Raw genomic sequence first — 21483 nt, 5'->3', positions numbered from 1 at the left:
GTCGTCTTCCCAAAAGGGGCGCCCCTTTTCGGCGCCCCCCGTTTCTCTATTGCTATTCCATCAATCCGCCGCCCCCCGTGTTCGAGTTGCCTTGGGATGCGTTTTCTTCCTCGTTGTCGCCGAAGTCGAAGTCGCCCTCGTAGTTCTCGCCGTAGTGCAAGAATTGCGTGTGCTTGGTCACTTCGTTGTATTCGTTATCCGCGATCTTACCCAGGGTAGGGTAGTTGGTCTCCGCGTTTTCCTGTCGCACGTCCAAGCCGATACCCACCGCCATATTCGACAAGCGGTTATCCGTAATGGTGACCGACTGATCGGTGGGACACACGTACACGCCGTAGCGGAAGTTCCCGATGCTGTTCCCCACCATCGTCACGCCTCGCGCCTGTTTTTCCACCAGCACGCCGTAGCCGCCTTCCAATTCGCCCGTCGCTTTGGACGTTATCACGCAGTTTCGTATCTCCACGCCCGCCGACGTCTTCACGAGCACCGCCGCTTCGCCCGCCGAGGGGTATTCGTCCGTTACGACGCTTATATTCTGCAGTTTCACGAGGTTGCCCGTTTCCACGGTCACTTTTTGCACTTTGGGATTGCCCACGCCCATGACGGTCAGACTTTTTCCGATGGTCACCGCTTCTTTATAGTCGCCTTTATCCACCACGACCACGTCGTTCGCCTTGGCCTTACCCACGGCCGCTTGCACGCTTTCGAATAGGGTTTCGCCCTTTACGCCGCCCGACACGGTGCGCCTTACGGGCATACTTTCGGTCTCGCCGTTCGACTCCGTTCCATTGCTTCCCGCGCTCGTTCCCGATTGACCGTTCGTCGAGGTTTGGTCGCCGTTACCCTCGGACGTACCCCCGTTTTGCGTGCCGTTCTCGGTTGTTTGACCATCGGTTTCCCCGCCGTTCGTGGGGTTCGTTGCACCGTCTTGGGACGTCGTATCTCCGCCTGTGCCTTGCCCATCGCCCGTATCCGTGCCGTCCGCCTCTCCGCTATTGCTGCCGCCGTCGCCCGTGTCCGTGCCGGTTTCACCTCCGCCGAGCGGGTTATCGCTTCCGCCCGTGTCCGTGCCGGTTTCACCGCCCGTATTCGTGCCGCCGGTTTCGCTGTTTGTTTCGCCGTTTTGCGTGCCTTCACTCGATTGCGCGTTGCCGTTCTCGGCGTTTTGCCCGCCCTCGGCACCCGTTTCGCCTTGTTCGCTCGGGGTTTGCGCTTCGCTCGCTTTCACGATGACGTCGCCCACTATCACCCTGCATTCCGCATAGTGGCTATCGTCTATCTTGGCGGTCACGGTCGTCACGCCCGCCTTCAACCCCGACACCACGCCTTGTGCGCTCACGGTCGCCACCGCCGTATCCGAGCTGGTGTACGTCGCCGTACCCGTCGCCCCCTCGGGGCTTACCGTATGCGCCAAGGTCACGGACGTGCCCTTCACCAACAGCACTTCCTGCCAATTCAATTCGATTCCTTCTGCTTTCACGGGTTGGTCGATCACGTCTTCTTTTTTCTGTTCTTCCTCTTTCTTTTTGCACGCGCCGAGCCCGCACACCAAAACGCCGATCAACGCCGCCGCCACCAAAGCGTACCAAAATTTTCTCATTCTCATCCTCCTTTTTCCCTTGGAGTATGGTCGTTTCCCTTCGTCTTCATACCCTCGCCCGCCCCTTGCATGGGAAATTTTTTATTAAAAAGGCGACAAAAACGCGCAAAACCTTTCGTTTCCCCTCTATACAAAGCAAAAAAAGTATGGTATACTATTAAAAAGCGGCATCAGGAGCAGTATGGCACGTAACACCCTTCGCAATCGAATACCCCGCGCCGAGCGAGCGCCGCATAGGGCGGTTTGCCCGCGTTCTTCGGACGAAATCAATCGGTTTCTCATGCCCGACGGCGCCGTGCGTCTTATGCCCGAGGGCACGTCGTTGCCCTTTTCGCAGCGTTTTTGGGTATGCGGCCGCCGCTCGCGCTTTCGTTTGTCCTATCGCCTATCCGAGGATGGCGGGTTCCAATGTTTCAAACATGGATGCTTCCCCTTCCTCACGTCCACGGGTTTCACGTTCGACTACGACCTATCCCCCTCGCTTTTGGCGGACGAGTCGCCCCTTACCGAACGCCTTTCCTTCGTGGAGACGTTGGGCGCACTTCGCGTCGTTACCGAAGCCGCAGGCTTCCGCATAGAGCGCACCTTCTATCCCGCCGTACTGTCGACGGGGCTCGTCGAGCGCGTCGCCGTCCTCAACTTGGGCGTCAATCCGCGCCGCGTGCGCCTGACTCTCCCGCATCTTTCGGTCGTCACGCGCAAAGGGCACGATTTTCCCGTGGTCAGCGGCGTCACCTTGGCGGACGAGATGGGGCGTATGCTCACCGACCTTATCGAGGAGGATACCCGCCTCGTTCCCGTAGACGGCGAGGTCGTGTTTCACGTCGTCTATTGGTCCAAGCCACGCGCCGAGGATCTTATGGTGGATTGCCGCTTGGAGTGGAAGAAGCGGATGGAGTCGGTCGCCGAGTGTTTTTCTTCGGGGCTCGTGCTGTCCACGCCCGAGCCACTTCTCAACCGCGCTTTTTCGCACGCCTTGCTGTGTGCCGCCGAGCGCCTTGCCGACGCGCCTTCGGGCGTGCTTCCCTACGACTTCGGCTGCTGGACGGACCGAGGCTCGTTCGCGTTGCCTCTTATGGCGCTATGCGGCTTGCACCGCGCGTCTTTGGCGGCGAAGGATTTTTTGTCCGCCGCCTGCGAGCGGTTGGAGACGGACGGCGTTCTTCCCGTTCGGTTGGACGTTTCTTCTTCGGAGAGGGCGGACGGTCTTACCTGCGCCTCGTTTGCCTTGGCCGTGGCGCGCTATTCCCTTTTGACGGGTTCTTCGGTTGCGGCGGCGCACTTCGGCTTCGTCGAGCGCTTCGTCGAGCGGTTCCTTCGCACCGCCAAGGGCGGGCTATATACCCTCGGCGGGCGGGCGGATCTTGGGTGCGAATGCGTGTTTTACGCGTTGCTCACCGAGGCTTCGCGTTTGGCTTTCGCGTTGGGCGTGTCCCATCGTGCCGCCGCTTGGCAGGAGGCCGCTTCGGCGTTGTCCCGTCGCATAGACGAGGCGTACTTATCCTCGCCCAAGGCGCTTTTCAAGCGTGCGTCCCTTCTTTGGATGCCCTTGGCCTGCGGCGTAGACGGACGGGCAGAGGAGATCGGTCGCGCCCTCATCGTCAGTTGGCTTCACGAGGCGGACGCGCCCCGCAAGCAGTCGCGTCCCCTTTCGGATTGGTTCGACGTCGCGCTCGCGCTTGCGCGGGTAGGCTACGCGGACGCGGCGCACGAGATGCTGCGGCAGCTTTCGTCCGACGTCGCGTTGGGCGCTTTCTCGCCCTATCCCGCCGAGTGCGGCTATTCGGCCGCCTCCTTGTCGTGGCGCTACGTGGGCGCGTGCGTCTACGGGCTTTTGGGACTGGAGATCTTGTCTTTCGAGCGCATAGCCGTTTGTCTTCATTTGCCGGGGACGTGGGATAGGTTTTCCGTCCGCGGCGTTCATATCGGCGCGTCCGTTCTTCGATTCGATTGGGAGCGGGGGCACCTTCGCATACAAGACATTTTCGGTCGGATCTACTACGACGATTCGGCCTTGTGCGGTCAGCACGTAGAGGTGGCGCTATCCCTCTAAATAATAGCGCGAAACGAATAAGGAGAGCATTATGAAACCCGACAACAAACTTTACACCCCTTGGGGGCAGACACTTGACAAAACCAACGTCCTTCCCGAGTACCCTCGTCCGCAGATGGTACGCGAGTCCTATCTCAACCTCAACGGTCAATGGGACTACGCCATCTTGCCCACGCAGCAGCCGTTCACAGGCTATCAGGGCAGCATTCTCGTGCCCTTCTCGCCCGAGTGCTTGCTGTCCGGCGTCGAAAAGACGGTCGGCCCTGCGGACACTTTGTATTATCGTCGGTCCTTCCGCCTTCCCGAGGGTTTCAACGTAGGGCGCGTATTGCTGCACTTCGGCGCGGTGGACTACGCGTGCACGGTCGCGGTCAACGGGCTGGAGGTCGGGTGCCACCGAGGCGGCTACCTGCCCTTTGCTTTCGACGTTACCAAGTGCTTGGTCGAGGGTGACAACGAGCTTACCTTGTCCGTCACCGACCCTTCCGAAAAAGGGCATCAAGCGCGCGGCAAGCAACTCACGGGCGGCTCGGGTATATGGTATTTGCCCACGTCGGGCATTTGGCAGACCGTATGGTTGGAGAGCGTGCCCGCTTCCTACGTCCGTTCCGTGCGCCTCACTCCCGACATCGACCGCAACGCGTTGCGGGTAGTCGTTGCCCCTGCGGGCGACGGTGTTGACGCGCCCTCCGTCGAGTGGCGGGTGCAAGATGGCGACAAAGTGCTCGCTTCGGGGCGGGGCGGTCTTTCCTTCACCGTGGAGTTGGATGCCTACGAGTTGTGGACGCCTGAGAATCCCAAGTTGTACGATCTCTATCTCACCATGGGCGCGGATACGGTTAAGTGCTACTTCGGTATGCGCAAGTTCTCCGTCGGCAAGGATTCGATGGGCGTCTCCCGCATGATGCTCAACAACAAACCCTATTTCCAGAACGGCTTGCTCGACCAAGGCTATTGGTCGGACGGTATGTACACGGCGCCTTCGGACGAAGCGCTCGTCTATGACATTCAAACGATGAAAGATATGGGCTTCAATATGCTCCGCAAGCACATCAAGGTGGAGCCTTTGCGCTGGTACTACCATTGCGACAGGCTGGGTATGCTCGTATGGCAGGACGCCGTTTCGGGCGGCGCGGGCGTGTACAACGGCTACACCATCGGCTTCGGACCCTTCCTCGGTCTTTTGTTCAACAACAAGAAGATAGGCCACATGGACGACGGCGAGAAGAACTACCGCCGTTTCGACCGCCACGACGCGGACGGGCGCGACGAGTTCTACCGCGACTTAGAGGATATGATTTCTCTTCTCTACAATTCGGTGTCCATTTGCCTTTGGGTTCCCTACAACGAGGGCTGGGGGCAGTTCGACGCCAAGAAAGCGGTGGATATGATTCGCGGGTGGGACGACACCCGTCTCATCGACCACGCCAGCGGCTGGCACGACCAGGGCGGCGGTGACGTCAACAGTTTCCACATCTATTTCACCCCCATTCGCTTCGTCAAGTACGACAAGCAGGACGACCGCGTGGTGGCGCTCACCGAGTTCGGCGGCCTCATCTATCAAGAGCCCGGCCACATTCACAACGAGTCCACGGTGTTCGGCGTCAATATGCCCGGCTACCGCGCTTTCCGCAAAAAGGACAAATTGCTTGCCGCCATCAAAAAACTGTATCTCCGGACGCTCAAACCCCAAATCGCCACGGGCTTGTCCGCGTTGGTCTATACGCAGGTCTCGGACGTGCAGGACGAGGTCAACGGTATGCTCACCTACGATCGTCAAGTCGTCAAGATCCCCGTGGACTTCATGCGGGAGATAAACGACCAAATCAAACTTTGATCCAACTTTGATGAAACGTATCTTCGTCCTTTCCCTCGTGCTCGTTTTGGTGCTCACGGCGTTTTCGCCGTGCGCACTCTTTTCGTCCGCCGAGGTCGATCCCGCGCGGCTTGGTGAGATCCTCACGGCCCTATCCGAGTACGACAATTTCGCGTCGGGGCAGGTGCTCACCTTGCTCGAGGAGGCCGAGTCCTTGCTCGACTATCCCGAGGTGGTCGCCGCGTATTCGCAAGAGGATCTGGACAAGGTACCCCTCTATCGCCGCTACTACCACCGCGATTGCACTTTGGCCGAGATCAAGAGCCGTCTCAGTCATACCAACCGCACGATTTCCTTTTCTTCCACGGACGTTCGCCGCTACGCCGAGCGGGAGTGGTCGGCCGTTTTGGACGCCTATTCCGAGGCCAAGGCCGACGTGGAGCTTGCCGCCACGTTGGACGATATGACGGGCATACGTACCCACTTTTTCGATACCATTCGCACGTTTCCCGTGTACGACGAAGTGTACGATGCGTGGACTTTGCGGGTAGAGGAGACCGTCAATCAAAAGATAGCCTTCGTCGTCGCCAAGGTCAACGCCTACCGAGCGGGGGAGAATATGCCCGCCCTTGCCGCGCCCGTGTTTTCCGCCAATCGGGTGTCCGACGGCGCGGACGATTTCCAAGCCTTCACCTCGACGCATCTATCCGACGCCACCGCCGTCAACGCGGCGTTTTCTTCGTGTTTGTCGGCCACTTTGTCGTTGGGATTGTACGCGGCTTCTTCGGATATGGAAGCCTGTTGGGCGGATTACGACGCGGCCGCTTCGTCGGTCGCGCCCGTCGTGCCCGCCGCCGAGCGAACGCTCACCGAGGCCAAGCGCCGCGCCGTCGAGACCTTGCGCGCCGCCATCGAGGGTAGCGCCTACGTGCAAAGTCTTACGGGCACCGACTACGCCTTGTATCTATCCTTCCCCGACCTTCTCGAGCACGATTTAGCCGAGGCGGAGTCAGTGGAAGAGGTGCAGGCGGCTTTGGACGGCTACCTCTCCCTTCTCGAGCCGGAGACTATCGAGAAGCCCAAAGCGAAAAAGAGCGTTTTTACCATTCTCATCATCGTATTCGCGTGCATTTCGGGCGCGTTGTTTATCGCCTATTTCGTCCTGCGCTTTGCGCGCGGCACGGGCGGGCGCGATGCGGGCGGCGCCGACAAGATGCTCGCCGAGTTGGAGCGCTTGTCTTCGGCCTCTTCGCCCGATTCTCCCGACGCCGCTTTGCCGTCTGCGGACGAGGGTTCGCCCCCTGCCGATACGTCGATGGCAGAAGATGCCGCGCCCGCAGGCGAGGACGGCGAGTGTTCTACGGACGCTTCTCTTCCCGCCGAATCTTCTACGGCGGATGACGACGGACATACGGACGATACGGACGATGTGGGCGATACGACGACAGACGGAGGACGGGACGATGACTAAACGGGTAGTGATATTAGGCGGCGGCGCGTCGGGTTACACGGCGGCCGTGGCGGCAGGCTCTGCGGGGGCCGAGGTCATTCTCATAGAGCGAGGCGGCAAGCCTTTGCGCAAGGTTCTCGCCAGCGGCAACGGACGTTGCAATTTGTCCAATCGAGTCGTGGACGTTTCTTGCTATTGCACCAAAAACCCCGATACGTTGGCGGGTTTTCTCAGCCAAAGCGCCCTCGTTACCGAGTTTTGGCAAGATTTGGGCGTGCTCACCCGCGCCGACGAGGCGGGGCGGCTCTACCCGTGGAGCAACCAAGCCCGATCGGTGGCCGACAGCCTCGTTTTGCGGGCGGCTTCGCTCGGCGTTCGCACGGTTTCGGCCGAGGTCGTTTCCCTTTCCCGCGGTGATTCGTGGCGTGTTCATACGTCCGTCGGCGACTATTTCGGCGACGCCGTCGTGGTCGCGCTCGGCAGTTCGGCTTCGCCTTCGTTGGGCGCTACCGACGCGGGGCTTCGTTTGGCGGCCGCTCTCGACGTGCCTTTCGCGCCGTTCGTACCTTCGTTGGTGTCCTTGCGCACACGGCCCCGCTACGCTTCTCTCAAAGGGTGTCGGCAGTTCTGCCGTCTTACCTTGCGGGACAGAGTAGAGGACGGCGAGGTGCTGTTCACCGACTACGGTCTCAGCGGCGTTGCCGTCATGCAGTTGTCCGCGTTCGCCTCTGCGGGCGCCGAGGTTTCCATCGACCTATTGCCCCGCCTTTCCCTTTCCGAGGTTCGCTCTCTTTTGTTTGCCCGTCTTCGCTCGGGCGTCTATCCCACCGCCGAGACCTTCCTCGTCGGTTTGTTCGACAAGCCGCTCTCGTACGCCCTTCTCAAAGAGGCGGGCCTCTCTCCCTTGGATTTGCCCGTTTCGTCCGTCACGCGCGCTATGGTCGAGCGACTTTCTTCAGTGCTCAAAGGCTGGCGCTTCACGGTCGTCGAGTCTACGGGGTTCGACAACGCGCAGGTCGCCCGTGGCGGCGTGTTGCTTTCTGCGCTGGACGAGTCCTTGCAGTCGATTTCCCATCGCGGGTTGTACTTTACGGGCGAGGTCGTGGACGTCACGGGGCTTTGCGGGGGCTACAATCTCCATTGGGCGTGGCTTTCGGGGCTTATCGCGGGCTGTCACGCGGCGCGTTGACTGCCGTCTTGCCTTTCTCTCGTTTTTTCTCGGTTTCTCCTCGGCGCGTTTCGCGCCGTTTTTCTTTCACACGCGCACGCATATACCGCGCACCTCGAGGAGATACAACTGTGACTATTTGACAAGTTTTTCTTTCACGCGCGCACGCAGATACCGCGCATATACATAGTTAAGAATACTTGACAGTCGCTCGTTTTTGTGTCATAATAAGTAGGTTTTATGAAGAAAGAGCACCAGCGTATCCATCGCAGATTCATCAACGTTATTGCCGCTTTCGTTCGCAAGCAACCCCCTCAGCGGTTGGTTGCGATCAGTTTTATTTTGCTCATTTTCTTCGGTGCGGCCATGCTTTGTTTACCCTCTGCCACCTACGACGGCGTCAATATCACCTATATGGACGCTCTCTACATGGCCACCAGCGCTTCCACCACCACGGGTTTGGGCGTCGTCAATCCCATGCGCACGTTCTCTCCGTTCGGCCGCACGGTGTTGGCCATTCTCATGGAGATAGGCGGATTGGGCGTCACGGCCTGGGGCGCCGGCTTGGTGCTTATGATGCGCCGCCGCATCAACCTCAAGGAGCGACTTCTGCTCGCCGAGAGCATGAACCTCAATTCGGGGCGTTCCATCGCCCGCTTCGTGGTCAGCGTACTTACCGCCACGTTGGTTTTCGAGACGGTTGGTACGCTTTTATCTTTCCTCATTCTCATGCAGTACTATCCCGCTCTTCGCGCCATCGAGCTCAGCGTGTTCCACACCATCGCCGCGTTCAACAACGCGGGCATGGATATCTTCGGCGGGCAGAGCATTTTCGAGTTTAGGCACAACGTATGGTTCAATTTGGTCACGGTCGGCATTATGATGAGCGGCGGCTTGGGCTTCTTGGTCGTCCGCGACCTCATCGACAACCGCTTCCGCTGGCGCCGCCTCACCTTGCACACCAAGGTCGTTCTTTTGATGGGCTTTTCCTTGGCCGTCATCGGCACCTTGCTCGTCAAACTCACGCAGTACGACCGCATCACCTGGCTCGGTGCCTTCTTCCAGGCCGAGGCCGCGCGTATGGCTGGCTTCACCACCTACGACCTTTCGCAGTTCTCCAACGGCGCGCTCATCGTCATCGGCGTATGGATGTTCATCGGTTGCGCCCCCGGCAGTACCACGGGCGGCATTCGCACCACCACCTTGTTCGTCTTGCTGCAAGAGCTCAAGACGGTCGCCATCAACCGCGAGGGGCACGCCTTCCACTACACCATTCCGCGCGAGGCCTATCACAAGGCCAACGTGGTCACCACGCTTTCCCTTGCCTTGTGTTTGTTCGGCGTCTTTTTGGTGTCTTGGTTGGAGCCGCAACTCTCCATTCGCGACGTCATTTTCGAGAATATCAGTGCTTTTAGCACTGCGGGCATGAGCACGGGCATCACCACCCAGTACGGCACGGCCACGAGATTGTGGTTCTGTTTGCTTATGTACATAGGCCGTGTCAGCCCCTTGACAGTACTCACCATGTGGTATCATTCTGCGGGCAAACGCACGCATTATCCCGACGGCAATATCACCATCGGGTAGGAGGCAACTATGTTTAAGAAGAGAAGAGGCCGATTCGCCTACGGCGTCATAGGACTTGAGCGTTTCGGGTTGGAATTAGCCGCCGAGCTTTCCAAGACGGGTGCGGATCTGCTGTTGTTGGACACCGACGCCGACGCGGTCACCGAAGCGCGCGATCTTACGCCCGACGCCCTTATTTTGGACAATATCGACGAACGCAGTCTCCTCGAGACGGGCATTCAAAATTGCGACGTCGTGGTCGTCACCCTCACCGAGCACGTGGACAGTTCCATTTTGGCCACGCTGCTCCTCATCAATATGGGCGTGCCCAAGGTCGTCAGCAAGGCGGCCAACGTGATGCACGGCAAGATTTTGCAGAAGTTGGGTGCCGAGGTCGTTTTCCCCGAGCACGATATGGCGGTGCGTTTGGCCACCAAACTCGGCAACTCTCACTTGATGGACGTGGTCTCCTTGTCCGAGCAAATCAACATGAGCAAGCTCAAAGTGCCCGCGGGGCTCGTGGGCAAGTCGGTCAAAGAGGTGGATTTACGCAACACCTTCCACCTCAACATCATCGCCATCGAGACGCAGGCGGGCGTTTTGGACAACGTTGAGCCGACCTACTGTTTCGCCGAGGGCGACATTCTGTATCTCGTCGGCAAGTTGGACAATTTGGAGTTATTGGACAAGTTCGACAGCGACGACAAGTAACCGTCATTCCGAGTTTATCGAGGAATCCCCTAAGTAGAGTAGGCTGATACGTCATTCCGAGTTTATCGAGGAATCCCCTAAGTAGAGGCCCAACGTCACTTCCTTTCGCCGCGGCGAAAACTCGCTATTGACAAGCGCAGTCAACGTATCGTATAATGATATAAAACTCTGTATGCCCGCGCATACGTAGAGGAGAGAAATATGCTGGATGATATTTTAGAGAGCGTACGACAGGCCGAAGGGCAGGCGGAAGCGTCCGTCGCCCGCGCCGAGGAAGCGGCCGCACAGGCCTTACGCGACAACCAACGCCAAATCGAAGCCATGTGGGCGGACGGCAAAGAGCGCGCCCGTTCCCGCAGAGCCTACGCCTTGTCCGAGGCCGAGGTGCACGCCACCCGTCAGGCCGAGCATATCGCCGCGGAGTACGCCGCGGAGTGCGAGCGCATTCGCACGGAAGGCATGGCCAAGGTCGACGGATTGGTCGATTATCTTACGGAGATAGTGTTCGATGGCGGTTGCTGAGATGTCCCACGTGACCTTCTTAGGTCTCACAGCCGAGCGGGATCGCTTGCTCAACGCCCTACAGCGCACGGGTGCGGCGCAGGTCTTTGCGTGCGCCGAGCGCGAGGACGTTCCTTTCCTTTCCCTTCCCGCTACGGACACGGCGCGCACGGCCGACCGCGTTTCGCGCGACCTCGATTTTCTCTTGTCCCTCATCTACGAGGCGCCCAAGGAGATGCGCGCGGGGCTTCCCAAGGACGGCTTCGGCGTCACCTTGGACGAGTTTTACGCGGTAGCCGACCGCAAGGAAGAGATAGATTGTGCGCTTGCCCGCGCCGAGTCGCTTGCCGAGCGGCAGACCTCTCTCCGCGCGGATATTTCCCGCATTCAGCAGGAGCGCAAGAATTACGAGCCGTACCTCTCGGTCGGCAGTCCCTTTTCCGCCTTCGTCGACACGGCCAAGACCTGCGTCTATTTAGGCCTTCTTCCCTCGGACAAAGTCGCCGCCGCTTTGGCGGATTTGTCCGCAATTCCCACCCTCGTTACCCACCAATTCGGTTCGGCGTCCACGGGCGTCGTCGTCGGGTTGGTCTTTTTCCATACCTACAGAGCAGAGGTTGACGCGCTTCTTTCCGCCGTCGGTTTCGTGCGCGCCCCCTATCGGGACGAGTGCACCGCCGAGGCCAAAGTTGCCTCTCTCGACGAGGCCGCCGACGAGGCGCAACGCGCGCTTTCCGCCTTGGCGGAAGAGGCCTGTTCCTATATGGACGACGTGCGCCTTCTCAGGCTGTACGCGGACTATCTCACCTTCGTTTCCGAGAAGGAGACGGCCAGCGAGGGTATGCTCGCCACCACGTCCACCTTCGTCATGGAGGCCTACGTCCCCACCGAGGCCGTAGAGCGCGTGGCCGAGGCCGCCCAGGCCGCCACGTCCGCCGTTTTCGTGGAGGCTTCGCCCATTCCGCGCAACGAGTACGCCCCCACTTTGATGAAAAACAACAAGGTGGTCTCCAACTTCGAGGCCGTCACCAATATGTATTCCGCGCCCGCCTACGGCGCGTTGGATCCCAATCCCGTCATGAGTTTCTTCTTCTCCCTTTTTATGGGCGTCATCATGGCGGACGCCGTCTACGGCTTGTTAATGCTTATAGGCGGTTTGGTTGTCGCGTCCAAGCGTCGCCCCGGCACGGGCTTGTATCGCATGGCCAAGGTGTTTGCCTTGGGCGGCATTTTCGCCATTTGTTTCGGCGTACTCTTCGACAGTTGGTTCGGTTTCGACCTTCTGCGCACGGTCGCGGGCGCCAAACCGTTCCATATCGGCGCGTTCGACGGCACCTACGCCGAGTTTTACGCCAAATATCTGGACGCCATCGGTGCGCCCACCACCATTATGGGCATTTCTGTGCCCTCCATTTTGCTGTGGTGTTTGGGCTTGGGCGTGGTGCAGATTGCGGCGGGCTTGTTTCTCAAAGCGGTACAGCACTTCCGTCGTCACGAGATATTGGACGGCCTCTTCGGCGGCGTCGTATGGGGGCTGGGTATGCTGTCCTTCGTCGTGTGGGTGTTCGCTATGGCTTCCGAGCGCGTCACCTTCGACAATATCGCTATGTACGTCACGCTGGGCTTCATCGGCGTAGGCGTTCTCACTTCGGGCATTACGGCCAAAGGTTTCGGCAAGATCACCAAGATAGGTGGCGCCGCCTACGGCCTCATCAACTATATGTCCGACATTCTCTCGTATGCGCGTTTGTACGGTCTTATGTTGTCGGGCGCGCAAATTGCCGCCATCTTCACCAAGACGTTGGCCATAGAGACCTTGTTCTCCAAGGGTCCCGTGGGCGTCATCTTCGGCGTTCTCATCATTGTGGTCGGCAACTTGTTCAACATTGCCATGAGCCTCTTGGGCGCCTACATTCACGACTCCAGACTTCAATACGTGGAGTTCTTCGGGCGTTTCTTCGAGGGGGAGGGCGAGTTGTTCACCCCCATCGGCAGTACGCACGAGCACGTCTACTTTGCCGGCGGCAAGGAGCAATAATTCGGTGCGGCCTCGCCGCCCGCAAACAATTTCCCTTGTGGAAATCGTCAAGTAAAATACCGCTTCGGCGGATAAATATCGGAGGAAAACAATATGGAAGGAAAAGCGATTGGTGCAATCGGTATCGCGCTGTGTATGATTTTGTGCGGCGTTGGTAGTGCGTTCGGCTTGTACAAGACGGGCGCCGCTTCGGCGGGCGTGTTGGCGGAGGACGGCAAGAAGTTCTCCAAAATCATTCTTTTGTCCCTGTTGCCTGCTACGCAAGGTATCTACGGCTTCGTCTTGGCGGTTATGAAGATTTCCGCTCTCAACGCGCTTGCCCCGGGCGCCGAAGGCGTCACGGGCGGTTGGGCGTTGTTCGGCGCCACCGTGGCCATGGGCTTCAGCGGTTTGGCTTCGGGCGCTTTGCAGGGCAAAGCGGCCGGTGCGTGTATCGCCGCCGTGGGCAAAAACAGCGCGGGCAGCGGCAAATACGTCCTGTTCCCCGCCATGATCGAGTTCTACGCGATTTTGGCCTTGGTCTTGGGCATTATGTTGAAGTAATGGAATCGGGCAAACAGCAATTATTAGACGCCATCGAGGCGGAGGCCGCCCAAAAGGTCGCCGAGATACGGTCGGGCGCGGAGTCCGCGGTCAAAGAAAACACCGCGCGTGCCGAGCGCGAGTTGCAGGCCTATCTGGACGACTGCGCTTCTCGCGACGCCGCCGACGCCGCCGATTTCATCGCTCGGCGCAAGGTTGCCGCGGGCATGGATGGCAAAAAGGCGGTTTTGGCCGCCAAACGCGCCTTGCTCGACGCGGTCAAAGCCCGTTTCGTCGAGCGGCTGTACGGTCTCGCCAAAGAGGACTACCTGCGGCTCATCACCCTGATGTTGGAGCAGTACGCCGCCGAGGGCGACAAGGTTTTCATCGCCCGCGACTGCGCGGTCACCTTCGGTGACGTGCAGGCGTTGGACGTTTGCCGCAAAAAGGCGCTCAAGGTGGACTACGATCCCGCGGTTCGCAGCGGTCTCATGCTCAGCGGTCAAAAGGTAGACAAAGATCTCAGTTTCGAGGCGTTGGCGGACGGCGTGTTTGCCGACCACGAGATGGAGTTGGCCGTGCGGCTATTCGGTAAATGATATGAGTGTGGACAAGACCTTCGTCAACGCAATGTGCATATCCCGCCAAAAGTACCTGTTGGGCAAAGAGAAGATCAACAGGCTTTTGGACGCCGCCTCGTTCGAGGAGGCTTTTCGTATGCTCTGCGAGTTCGGTTTCGGCGAGAGCGACGTCGCCCCTTTGGACTACGAGCGCTTGCTCTTTTCCGAGACGGTCGCGTTGTCCTCGTTCGTCGCCACCTACGCGCCCACCGATGAGGTCAAGGCCTTTTGCTTGGCGCCCCGAGACTATCTCAACGCCGAGTATCTCCTGCGCCGTCAGCGCGTCGGTTTGCCCGACGTGCAACTTGCTCATGGGCTTATCCCCCTCGATCGGTTGCAAAAAGGCATAGACGGTGCCTACAATTTGTTGCCGTCTTCCTTGGCGGCCGCCGTCAAAGAGGCTTCGGCCCTCTTCGATAGAGGCGCGGCCACGGGCGTCGCGGTCAGCACCTTGTTCACGCGCGCTATGTACGCGTACCTATTGACTACGTGCCGTTCGCGCCGCGTCAAGGGCTACGTCCAATGGCAGATAGACGCCAAGAATATTTCCATCGCCTTGCGTAGCGCAACTAGGCAGGAGTTGGAGTCCATGTGGATAGAGGGCGGCAAGGTGTCGTTCGACAGTTTGCTTCTCTTGCAAAAGGGCGACCGTTCGGCTTTGGATCGCCGTTTCTACGGCACCGACTATTCCGAGGTCGTGCGGCTTGCCTTGGACGCTCGTCAGAGCGGCCGTCCCTTGGTCGCCTACGAGAACGCGGTGGACAGCGCCTTCCTGCGTTCCCTTCTTCCCGAGCGGTACAGCGTCGAGGGGTTAGCGCCCTTCCTGCTGTATTTCGGCTACAAGACCAACGACGTCTTCAACGTGCGCGTCGTCTTGGCGGGCAAGTTGGCGGGCGCCGACAAAGATACCATCAAAGCGAGGTTAAGAGTAAGTTATGGCGAGTGATATTGCGATCATCGGTATGGGCACGGGCGTTTTGGCGTTCAAAGCGGCCGGCGTGGACGCCTACACGGTCACGGACAGCGCCGCTGCCCGCGAGACGTTGCGTCGCGTTGCCCGCGACCACAAGGTCATCTTCCTTACGGACGTGTTCGCCAAGGACTTGGACGACCTTCTCAAGCGTATGTTGCAGGACGCCTATCCCGTCGTCGTTCCCATTCCGGGCGACGCGGGCAGCAATGGCTATGCCGTAGAGAAAATGAAAGAGCAAATGGAGCGCGCCCTCGGGGTAGACGTTCTATTCAACAGAGAGGATAAATAAATGCAAGGAAAAATCATCAAAGTATCCGGTCCGCTTATCGTGGCGGAGAACATGACCGACGCCAAGATGTACGACGTCGTCAAAGTCGGCGAGTTGGGGCTCATCGGCGAGATTATCGAGTTGCGCGGCGACCGCGCCTCCATTCAGGTTTACGAGGAGACGTCGGGTTTGGGCGTAGGCGACAAGGTGGTTTCCACCGGTATGCCTTTGTCCGTGGAGTTGGCGCCCGGTCTTATCGAGAGCATCTTCGACGGCATTCAGCGTCCCTTGGACGTCATCGCTGCCAAATACGGCGACCGCATCACCCGCGGCATGGACGTCAAAAATCTCGACCACGGCAAGGTGTGGCACTTCGTACCCACCGTGCAGGTAGGCGCCCCCGTCGAGGCGGGCGACGTCATCGGCGTGGTGCAGGAGACGCCCATTGTCGTGCACAAGATCATGGTGCCGTTCGGCGTATCGGGCAAGGTCAACGCCATCGAGGAGGGCGACTTCACCATCGACCAAAAGGTGGCTGTCATCGTGGACGACAAGGGCAAATCCCACGAGATTTGCATGCTCCAACGCTGGCCCGTGCGTAAGGCCCGCCCCTACAAGGAGAAAATGACGCCCGCCATGCCCATGGTCACCGGCCAACGCGTCATCGACACGCTGTTCCCCATCGCCAAAGGCGGCGTTGCGGCCGTGCCCGGCCCCTTTGGCAGCGGCAAGACGGTCGTCCAGCACCAGTTGGCCAAGTGGTCGGACGCGCAGATCATCGTCTACGTGGGTTGCGGCGAACGCGGCAACGAGATGACGGACGTTCTCAACGAGTTCCCCCAACTCAAGGACCCCAAGACGGGCAAGCCTTTGATGCAGCGCACGGTGCTCATCGCCAACACGTCGGATATGCCCGTTGCGGCGCGCGAAGCGTCCATCTACACGGGCATCACCATCGCCGAGTATTTCCGCGATATGGGTTACAGCGTTGCCATTATGGCCGACTCTACCTCGCGTTGGGCCGAGGCCTTGCGTGAGATGAGCGGTCGTCTGGAAGAGATGCCCGGCGACGAGGGCTATCCCGCCTACCTTGCTTCGCGTTTGGCTGAGTTCTACGAGCGCGCGGGCATCGTCAAGGTGCTGAGCAGTGCGGACGCCGTCGGCAGCGTCACGGCCATCGGCGCGGTTTCCCCTCCGGGCGGCGACTTGTCCGAGCCGGTTTCGCAGGCCACGTTGCGCATCGTCAAGGTATTTTGGGGCCTCAGCGCCCAGCTTGCCTATCGCCGTCACTTCCCCGCCATCGATTGGCTTATCAGCTACAGCTTGTACGCCGACCGTATGCAGGAGTGGTACGCCAAAGAGGTCGCCGAGGACTTTATGAGTCTCCGCGCCTTCATCATGAACGTCTTGCAAGAGGAAGCCAACTTGGACGAGATCGTGCGCTTGGTCGGTATGGACGCGTTGAGTTACCGCGACCGTATGACCATGGAGACGGCTAAGATGGTGCGCGAGGACTACCTGCACCAGATCGCCTTCGACGAGGTGGACACCTTCACCTCTATGACCAAGCAATACCGTATGCTGCGCCTCATTCGCCTCTTCTACGACTTAGGCAACGAGGCCGTCGCCGCCTATGCGGATCTGGACGACATTCTCAACTGTCCCGCCAAGGCCCGTATCGGCCGCGCCAAATATATCGTCGAGGACGAATTGGCCAAGTTCGACGACATAGAGGCCGAGCTCAAACAGCAACTCAAAGCCCTTACGGAAGGAGGAGAGGTCAATGTATAAAGAGTATAAAACCATCAAAGAAGTCGTCGGCCCTCTGATGCTCGTCGAGGGTGTGGACGGCGTCAAATACGACGAATTGGTCGAGATTTTGCAAGAGGACGGCTCCGTTCGCCGCGGCAAAGTGCTCGAGGTACACGGAGACAAAGCCGTCGTGCAGTTGTTCGAGAATACGCAGGGACTCAAAATATCCACTTCGCGCGCTCGCTTCTTGGGGCACAGCCAAACCTTGGACGTTTCCGAGGATATGCTCGGCCGTGTCTTCGACGGCATGGGCAATCCCCGCGACGGCGGCGCCGCCATCATTCCCGAGATGCGCCTTTCGGTCAACGGCTCGCCCATCAACCCCGCCAGCCGCGACTATCCCAACGAGTTCATTCAAACGGGCGTCTCGGCCATCGACGGGTTGAATACCTTGGTCCGTGGGCAGAAGTTGCCCGTGTTCTCCATGAGCGGTTTGCCGCACGCCGAGTTGGCGGCGCAGATCGCCCGTCAGGCCAAGGTGCTCAATTCGGACAGCAAATTCGCCGTCGTCTTTGCCGCCATCGGCATCACCTACGAAGAGGCCGACTATTTCATTTCGGATTTCCGCAAGACGGGCGCCATCGAGCGCACCGTGTTGTTCACCAACCTCGCCAACGATCCCGCCATCGAGCGTATCGCCACCCCCAAGGTGGCGCTTACCTGCGCCGAATACTTGGCGTTCGAGAAGGGTATGCACGTGTTGGTCATTCTCACCGACATCACCAACTACGCCGAGGCGTTGCGTGAGGTTTCCGCCGCCCGCAAAGAGGTCCCCGGCCGTCGCGGCTACCCCGGCTATCTCTATACCGACCTCGCTTGTATGTACGAGCGCGCGGGGCGCATCAAGGGCAAAGAGGGTTCCATCACCCAGATCCCCATTCTCACCATGCCCGAGGACGACAAGACGCACCCCATTCCCGACTTGACGGGCTACATCACCGAGGGGCAGATCATCTTGTCGCGTGACTTGTACAAAAAGGGCGTCACCCCGCCCATTGACGTGTTGCCTTCCCTCAGCCGTCTCAAAGACAAGGGCATCGGCGCGGGCAAAACCCGCGAGGACCATTCCAACACGATGAACCAGTTGTTCGCCGCCTACGCCAAGGGCAAGGAGTGCAAGGAGTTGTCCGCCATTTTGGGCGACGCCGCGCTTACCGCCACGGACAAGTTGTACGCCAAGTTCGCCGAGGAGTTCGAGCGCCGCTACGTGTCGCAGGGCTTCACCACCAACCGCACCATTCAAGAGACCTTGGATTTGGGTTGGGACTTGTTGCGCATTCTTCCCCGCACCGAGCTCAAACGTATCAAAGAGGAGTTCATCGCCAAGTACATGGACGGCAAAAAGGAGTAACGTATGGCCAGACTCAACGTCAACCCCACTCGTATGGAGTTGAAAAAACTCAAAGCAAGACTTGCCACCGCCGTTCGCGGTCACAAATTGCTCAAAGACAAGTCGGACGAGATGATTCGCCGCTTCTCTTTGCTCATTCGTGAAAACAAGCGCTTGCGCGACGAGTTGGAGAAGGAATTGGCCGATTGCCTCAAAGAGTTTTCGTTGGCCGCGGGGCTTATGCCCCCCGACGTGATGGAGAAGGCCTTTTCCATGCCCACCCAAAGCGTGGAGGCCGAGTACGGCATTCAAAACGTCATGAGCGTAGAGGTCCCCCACATCGAGGTCAAGGAGCAGACGAATAGCGGAGCCTACCCCTATTCCTTCGCCGACGTCACCAGCGAGGCCGACTATTCGGTCAAGCGCATCGCCGAGTTGGTGCGCCGCTTGCTTTTGCTTGCCGAGGTGGAGAAGACCACCGCCATGCTCGCCATCGAGATCGAGCGCAACAAACGCCGCGTCAACGCGTTGGAGTACGTGATGATCCCGCAGATAGAGGAGACCATTCACTATATCAAAGGCAAATTGGACGAGAACGAGCGCGCCGCCATCACGCGCTTGATGAAGGTCAAGTCCATGATCTCCGACCGCAACGACTAAATCGTTCTTCGCCCGAAGTTTTCCCGTCATATTGAGGGGCGCGTCGCGCCGCACTCCCAATATCCCCAAGTAGAGGTACGCCGACAGGCACCTCTTTTTTTTTACTCGCCGCAGGCGAATTTCCGCATCCCGACAAACGTCGGATTTCTCCCGCGTTATAACGCGGATTTCTCCCGAGCGACTGCACGGATTTCTCCCGGGGCTTTGCCTTGGATTTCACCTGCGGCTTTGCTATGCGAAAACTACACTTTCGCACAGCGAAGCAGTTTACATTCCCCCATTTCCCCTCTATATATATGTTGAAATCCAAATAAGGGGGATATTTATGAAAACCAAACGCATTATTTTCGTATTGGCGGTTCTTCTCGTCGCGCTTTGCGCCGTTCTCGCGGGCTGTGGCGAAATCGAAAACGGCAACTATACCATTTCCATCAAGCCCGAGGGCAGCGCGGACAGTTACGACTACGTGGTGTCCGTGGGCGACGCGGGCGGCACGGTCGCGCCCGTACCCACGTCCAACACCACGTACACCGTACTTTTCTCGGCGGAGGGCGGCACGGTGTCCAAGGAGAGTGTGGAGCTTGCGGCGGGCAAGAGCGCTTTGTGCCCCACCGCTTCGCGGGAGGGCTACGTCTTCGACGGTTGGTACGCGTCCCGTTCGGGCGCGGGCGAGCCCTACGTCTACGTCACCGCAGACGAGGCCACCTTCGCCGATTCCGCCGTGCTGGTCTTGTACGCCCGCTATACGCGCGCCCTCAACGTCACCTACGTCTTGGGGGAGGGCGACGTCGTCACGCGCAGCGTTTCCTCGGCTGATGCCTTAGCGCCCGTTTCCCGCGACGGCTACCGCTTCCTCGGTTGGTACCGCGACGCGGCGTTTACCACGCCCGCCCTTACCGTAGAGGCAGACGACGTCCTGTACGCCCGTTACGCGCGGCTCTACCGGTTGACCTACGTCTTAGGCGGCGGCTCCTTTGCCACCCCGCCCGTCGAGACGGGCACTTCCTCGGACGTGATCGAATTGCCCACCCCCGTCAGGCCCCATTTCGAGTTTTTCGGCTGGACGGACGATAGCGGCGCCACCCGTCGCGTACTGGACGGTCTTACGTCCGACCTCGTCTTGTACGCCAACTGGGGCAACGCCTACTACACATTGTCGTGGGATTTCGGCGGGGTAGAGTGCGCCACGGCCGTTCCCACCGCCTACCACGCGGGCGACGCGTTCAGCCTGCCTTCCCCCACCGCTTCGGGCAATATCTTCTGCGGTTGGTACGAGGGCAATCGCTTGGTCGAGGCCATCACGCCGTCCGACATGGGCGACAAAACCTTCACCGCGCGTTGGGCGTCGAGTACGGTCACCGTGCTTGCGGACGCTTGGTCGTATGCGGGCGCGGACGGTGCCACCCGTTCCACCCGTTGGTCTGCCAACGTCAACAAGGATATCGCGGGCACGGCGTTCGCCTGTACCTACGACCACGACGACGCTTTGCGTTCACTTATTGCGGCGGGCAGACTCAAAGCCACGGTGTCCGCCACCTTCGAGGTCTCGGCGCAGACGTCCGGCGACGCCACTTTAATCAATAGCGCCACCTTCTTGGTGGGCGGCTCTTCGGTCGGCACGGTCACGGCCACGGCCAAAGGCGGCGGCTATTCGGGCAGTTACTTTACCGATCCTTTGCGCAATCGGACCTACCAGTTAGGCGGCAAAGTCACCCAATGCCAAACCGTTGCCTACGCGCTTCCCGCCCTCGGCGGCTCCCTCACCTTCGGCTACAACTACCACCTCGAGACGGACAAGGCTAACACCTGCTTCAACTCCGTCTACGCCTACCGCCTCGTGGCCCTCACCATCACCTACAGCCTCGTCTGAACCCAAAGGAAATAACCCAACCCGCTTCTCGATAGAGTAGCCCATTGCACGCGTAAGGTACGTTGTTCCGAAGACAATAGCCCTGCTTGCTTTATAGAGGCACAATCCATATCAAAACAGCGACCGAACTTATTTCGGCCGCTGTTTTCCGCAACGAAGTTGTAATTTTCCTATCTATCTCTACCACAACTCGCCGTAGGCGAACTTCACTCAAGGCTATGCCTTGAAATTCACTGCGAAGCATCCCACTTTCGCGTAGCGAAAACTTCACCGCGCCTTGCGCGCTCGCGCACCTTAGGCGCACTTTACAGCCATTTCCTCAATTCTTGCAGGCTGTCCCCCATAAAGGTCACGAAGTCTTTGACAATATTCATCAAATCCACCGAAACGATGTTGTAATTTTTCTATCTATCTCTACCACAACTCGCCGAAGGCGAACTTCACTCAAGGCTATGCCTTGAACTTCACTGCGAAGCATCCCACTTTCGCGTAGCGAAAACTTCACCGCGCCTTGCGCGCTCGCGC

At 59.2% G+C, this 21483-nt stretch carries 17 protein-coding genes; 16 read left to right on the top strand and 1 reads right to left on the bottom strand.

The genetic code is table 11. The annotated features are described in order from the left end of the window. Window positions 1-52: 52 nt before the first annotated feature. Window positions 53-1600, bottom strand: a complete 1548-nt coding sequence (locus II896_07205; protein MBQ4444424.1) for an Ig-like domain-containing protein — start codon at window positions 1598-1600, stop codon at window positions 53-55. Window positions 1601-1781: 181 nt separating this feature from the next. On the opposite strand from II896_07205, the gene II896_07200 reads away from it, so the two are divergent. The 16 genes from II896_07200 to II896_07125 all read left to right on the top strand — a co-directional run bounded on the left by II896_07200 (window position 1782) and on the right by II896_07125 (window position 20958). Beyond that, window positions 1782-3653: a hypothetical protein gene (locus tag II896_07200; GenBank protein ID MBQ4444423.1), complete on the top strand. Its 1872-nt coding sequence runs from the start codon at window positions 1782-1784 to the stop codon at window positions 3651-3653. Between the two features lie 31 nt (window positions 3654-3684). Next, window positions 3685-5490 carry a glycoside hydrolase family 2 gene (locus tag II896_07195; protein ID MBQ4444422.1) on the top strand — a complete coding sequence of 602 codons (1806 nt, stop codon included), beginning with the start codon at window positions 3685-3687 and terminating at the stop codon, window positions 5488-5490. 10 nt (window positions 5491-5500) lie between these two features. Further along, window positions 5501-6940, top strand: coding sequence for a hypothetical protein (locus II896_07190; GenBank protein MBQ4444421.1), 1440 nt, complete (start codon window positions 5501-5503; stop codon window positions 6938-6940). Beyond that, entirely contained in the window at window positions 6933-8108 is a 1176-nt protein-coding gene (locus II896_07185; GenBank protein ID MBQ4444420.1) for an aminoacetone oxidase family FAD-binding enzyme, read from the top strand. The genes II896_07190 and II896_07185 overlap by 8 nt, the downstream gene beginning before the upstream one ends. Window positions 8109-8327: 219 nt before the next feature. Further along, on the top strand, window positions 8328-9674 hold the full coding sequence (locus II896_07180) for a H(+)-transporting ATPase (GenBank protein ID MBQ4444419.1): 1347 nt from the start codon (window positions 8328-8330) through the stop codon (window positions 9672-9674). A 9-nt stretch (window positions 9675-9683) separates the two neighbouring features. Further along, complete coding sequence (locus II896_07175; GenBank protein ID MBQ4444418.1) at window positions 9684-10364, top strand: TrkA family potassium uptake protein; 681 nt, start codon at window positions 9684-9686, stop codon at window positions 10362-10364. A 201-nt stretch (window positions 10365-10565) separates the two neighbouring features. Continuing rightward, a complete protein-coding gene (locus II896_07170) occupies window positions 10566-10886 on the top strand; it encodes a hypothetical protein (GenBank protein ID MBQ4444417.1) in 321 nt (106 codons plus the stop codon). Further along, window positions 10873-12903, top strand: a complete 2031-nt coding sequence (locus II896_07165; protein MBQ4444416.1) for a hypothetical protein — start codon at window positions 10873-10875, stop codon at window positions 12901-12903. Before II896_07170 ends, II896_07165 begins: the two co-directional genes overlap by 14 nt. A gap of 93 nt (window positions 12904-12996) precedes the next feature. Beyond that, window positions 12997-13446, top strand: a complete 450-nt coding sequence (locus II896_07160; protein ID MBQ4444415.1) for a permease — start codon at window positions 12997-12999, stop codon at window positions 13444-13446. After that, window positions 13446-14024, top strand: coding sequence for a hypothetical protein (locus II896_07155; protein ID MBQ4444414.1), 579 nt, complete (start codon window positions 13446-13448; stop codon window positions 14022-14024). Before II896_07160 ends, II896_07155 begins: the two co-directional genes overlap by 1 nt. A 7-nt stretch (window positions 14025-14031) precedes the next feature. Next, the gene (locus II896_07150) at window positions 14032-14991 is read left to right on the top strand and encodes a V-type ATPase subunit (GenBank protein ID MBQ4444413.1); all 960 of its coding nucleotides are present in this window, start codon (window positions 14032-14034) and stop codon (window positions 14989-14991) included. Continuing rightward, entirely contained in the window at window positions 14981-15307 is a 327-nt protein-coding gene (locus tag II896_07145; protein MBQ4444412.1) for a hypothetical protein, read from the top strand. The genes II896_07150 and II896_07145 overlap by 11 nt, the downstream gene beginning before the upstream one ends. After that, window positions 15308-17077 (top strand): V-type ATP synthase subunit A, encoded by a 1770-nt coding sequence (locus II896_07140; GenBank protein MBQ4444411.1) that lies wholly within the window; start codon window positions 15308-15310, stop codon window positions 17075-17077. Further along, a complete protein-coding gene (locus tag II896_07135) occupies window positions 17070-18449 on the top strand; it encodes a V-type ATP synthase subunit B (protein MBQ4444410.1) in 1380 nt (459 codons plus the stop codon). The genes II896_07140 and II896_07135 overlap by 8 nt, the downstream gene beginning before the upstream one ends. A 3-nt stretch (window positions 18450-18452) precedes the next feature. Continuing rightward, complete coding sequence (locus II896_07130) at window positions 18453-19088, top strand: V-type ATP synthase subunit D (protein MBQ4444409.1); 636 nt, start codon at window positions 18453-18455, stop codon at window positions 19086-19088. Between the two features lie 325 nt (window positions 19089-19413). Next, the gene (locus tag II896_07125; GenBank protein ID MBQ4444408.1) at window positions 19414-20958 is read left to right on the top strand and encodes an InlB B-repeat-containing protein; all 1545 of its coding nucleotides are present in this window, start codon (window positions 19414-19416) and stop codon (window positions 20956-20958) included. The last annotated feature ends 525 nt before the right edge of the window (window positions 20959-21483 follow it).

It is taken from the genome of Clostridia bacterium (assembly GCA_017394805.1).
GTDB lineage: Bacteria > Bacillota > Clostridia > Christensenellales > CAG-1252 > RUG14300.
This window is presented reverse-complemented; position numbering and strand designations above follow the sequence as displayed.

Bases quoted from the DNA above. Each gene is read 5' to 3' on its own strand.
- II896_07200 (MBQ4444423.1), top strand. From the start codon at position 1,782: ATGGCACGTAACACCCTTCGCAATCGAATACCCCGCGCCGAGCGAGCG.
- II896_07175 (MBQ4444418.1), top strand. From the start codon at position 9,684: ATGTTTAAGAAGAGAAGAGGCCGATTCGCCTACGGCGTCATAGGACTT.
- II896_07155 (MBQ4444414.1), top strand. From the start codon at position 13,446: ATGGAATCGGGCAAACAGCAATTATTAGACGCCATCGAGGCGGAGGCC.
- II896_07195 (MBQ4444422.1), top strand. From the start codon at position 3,685: ATGAAACCCGACAACAAACTTTACACCCCTTGGGGGCAGACACTTGAC.
- II896_07165 (MBQ4444416.1), top strand. From the start codon at position 10,873: ATGGCGGTTGCTGAGATGTCCCACGTGACCTTCTTAGGTCTCACAGCC.
- II896_07190 (MBQ4444421.1), top strand. From the start codon at position 5,501: ATGAAACGTATCTTCGTCCTTTCCCTCGTGCTCGTTTTGGTGCTCACG.
- II896_07185 (MBQ4444420.1), top strand. From the start codon at position 6,933: ATGACTAAACGGGTAGTGATATTAGGCGGCGGCGCGTCGGGTTACACG.
- II896_07135 (MBQ4444410.1), top strand. From the start codon at position 17,070: ATGTATAAAGAGTATAAAACCATCAAAGAAGTCGTCGGCCCTCTGATG.
- II896_07140 (MBQ4444411.1), top strand. From the start codon at position 15,308: ATGCAAGGAAAAATCATCAAAGTATCCGGTCCGCTTATCGTGGCGGAG.
- II896_07180 (MBQ4444419.1), top strand. From the start codon at position 8,328: ATGAAGAAAGAGCACCAGCGTATCCATCGCAGATTCATCAACGTTATT.
- II896_07125 (MBQ4444408.1), top strand. From the start codon at position 19,414: ATGAAAACCAAACGCATTATTTTCGTATTGGCGGTTCTTCTCGTCGCG.
- II896_07145 (MBQ4444412.1), top strand. From the start codon at position 14,981: ATGGCGAGTGATATTGCGATCATCGGTATGGGCACGGGCGTTTTGGCG.
- II896_07160 (MBQ4444415.1), top strand. From the start codon at position 12,997: ATGGAAGGAAAAGCGATTGGTGCAATCGGTATCGCGCTGTGTATGATT.
- II896_07170 (MBQ4444417.1), top strand. From the start codon at position 10,566: ATGCTGGATGATATTTTAGAGAGCGTACGACAGGCCGAAGGGCAGGCG.
- II896_07130 (MBQ4444409.1), top strand. From the start codon at position 18,453: ATGGCCAGACTCAACGTCAACCCCACTCGTATGGAGTTGAAAAAACTC.
- II896_07205 (MBQ4444424.1), bottom strand. From the start codon at position 1,600: ATGAGAAAATTTTGGTACGCTTTGGTGGCGGCGGCGTTGATCGGCGTT.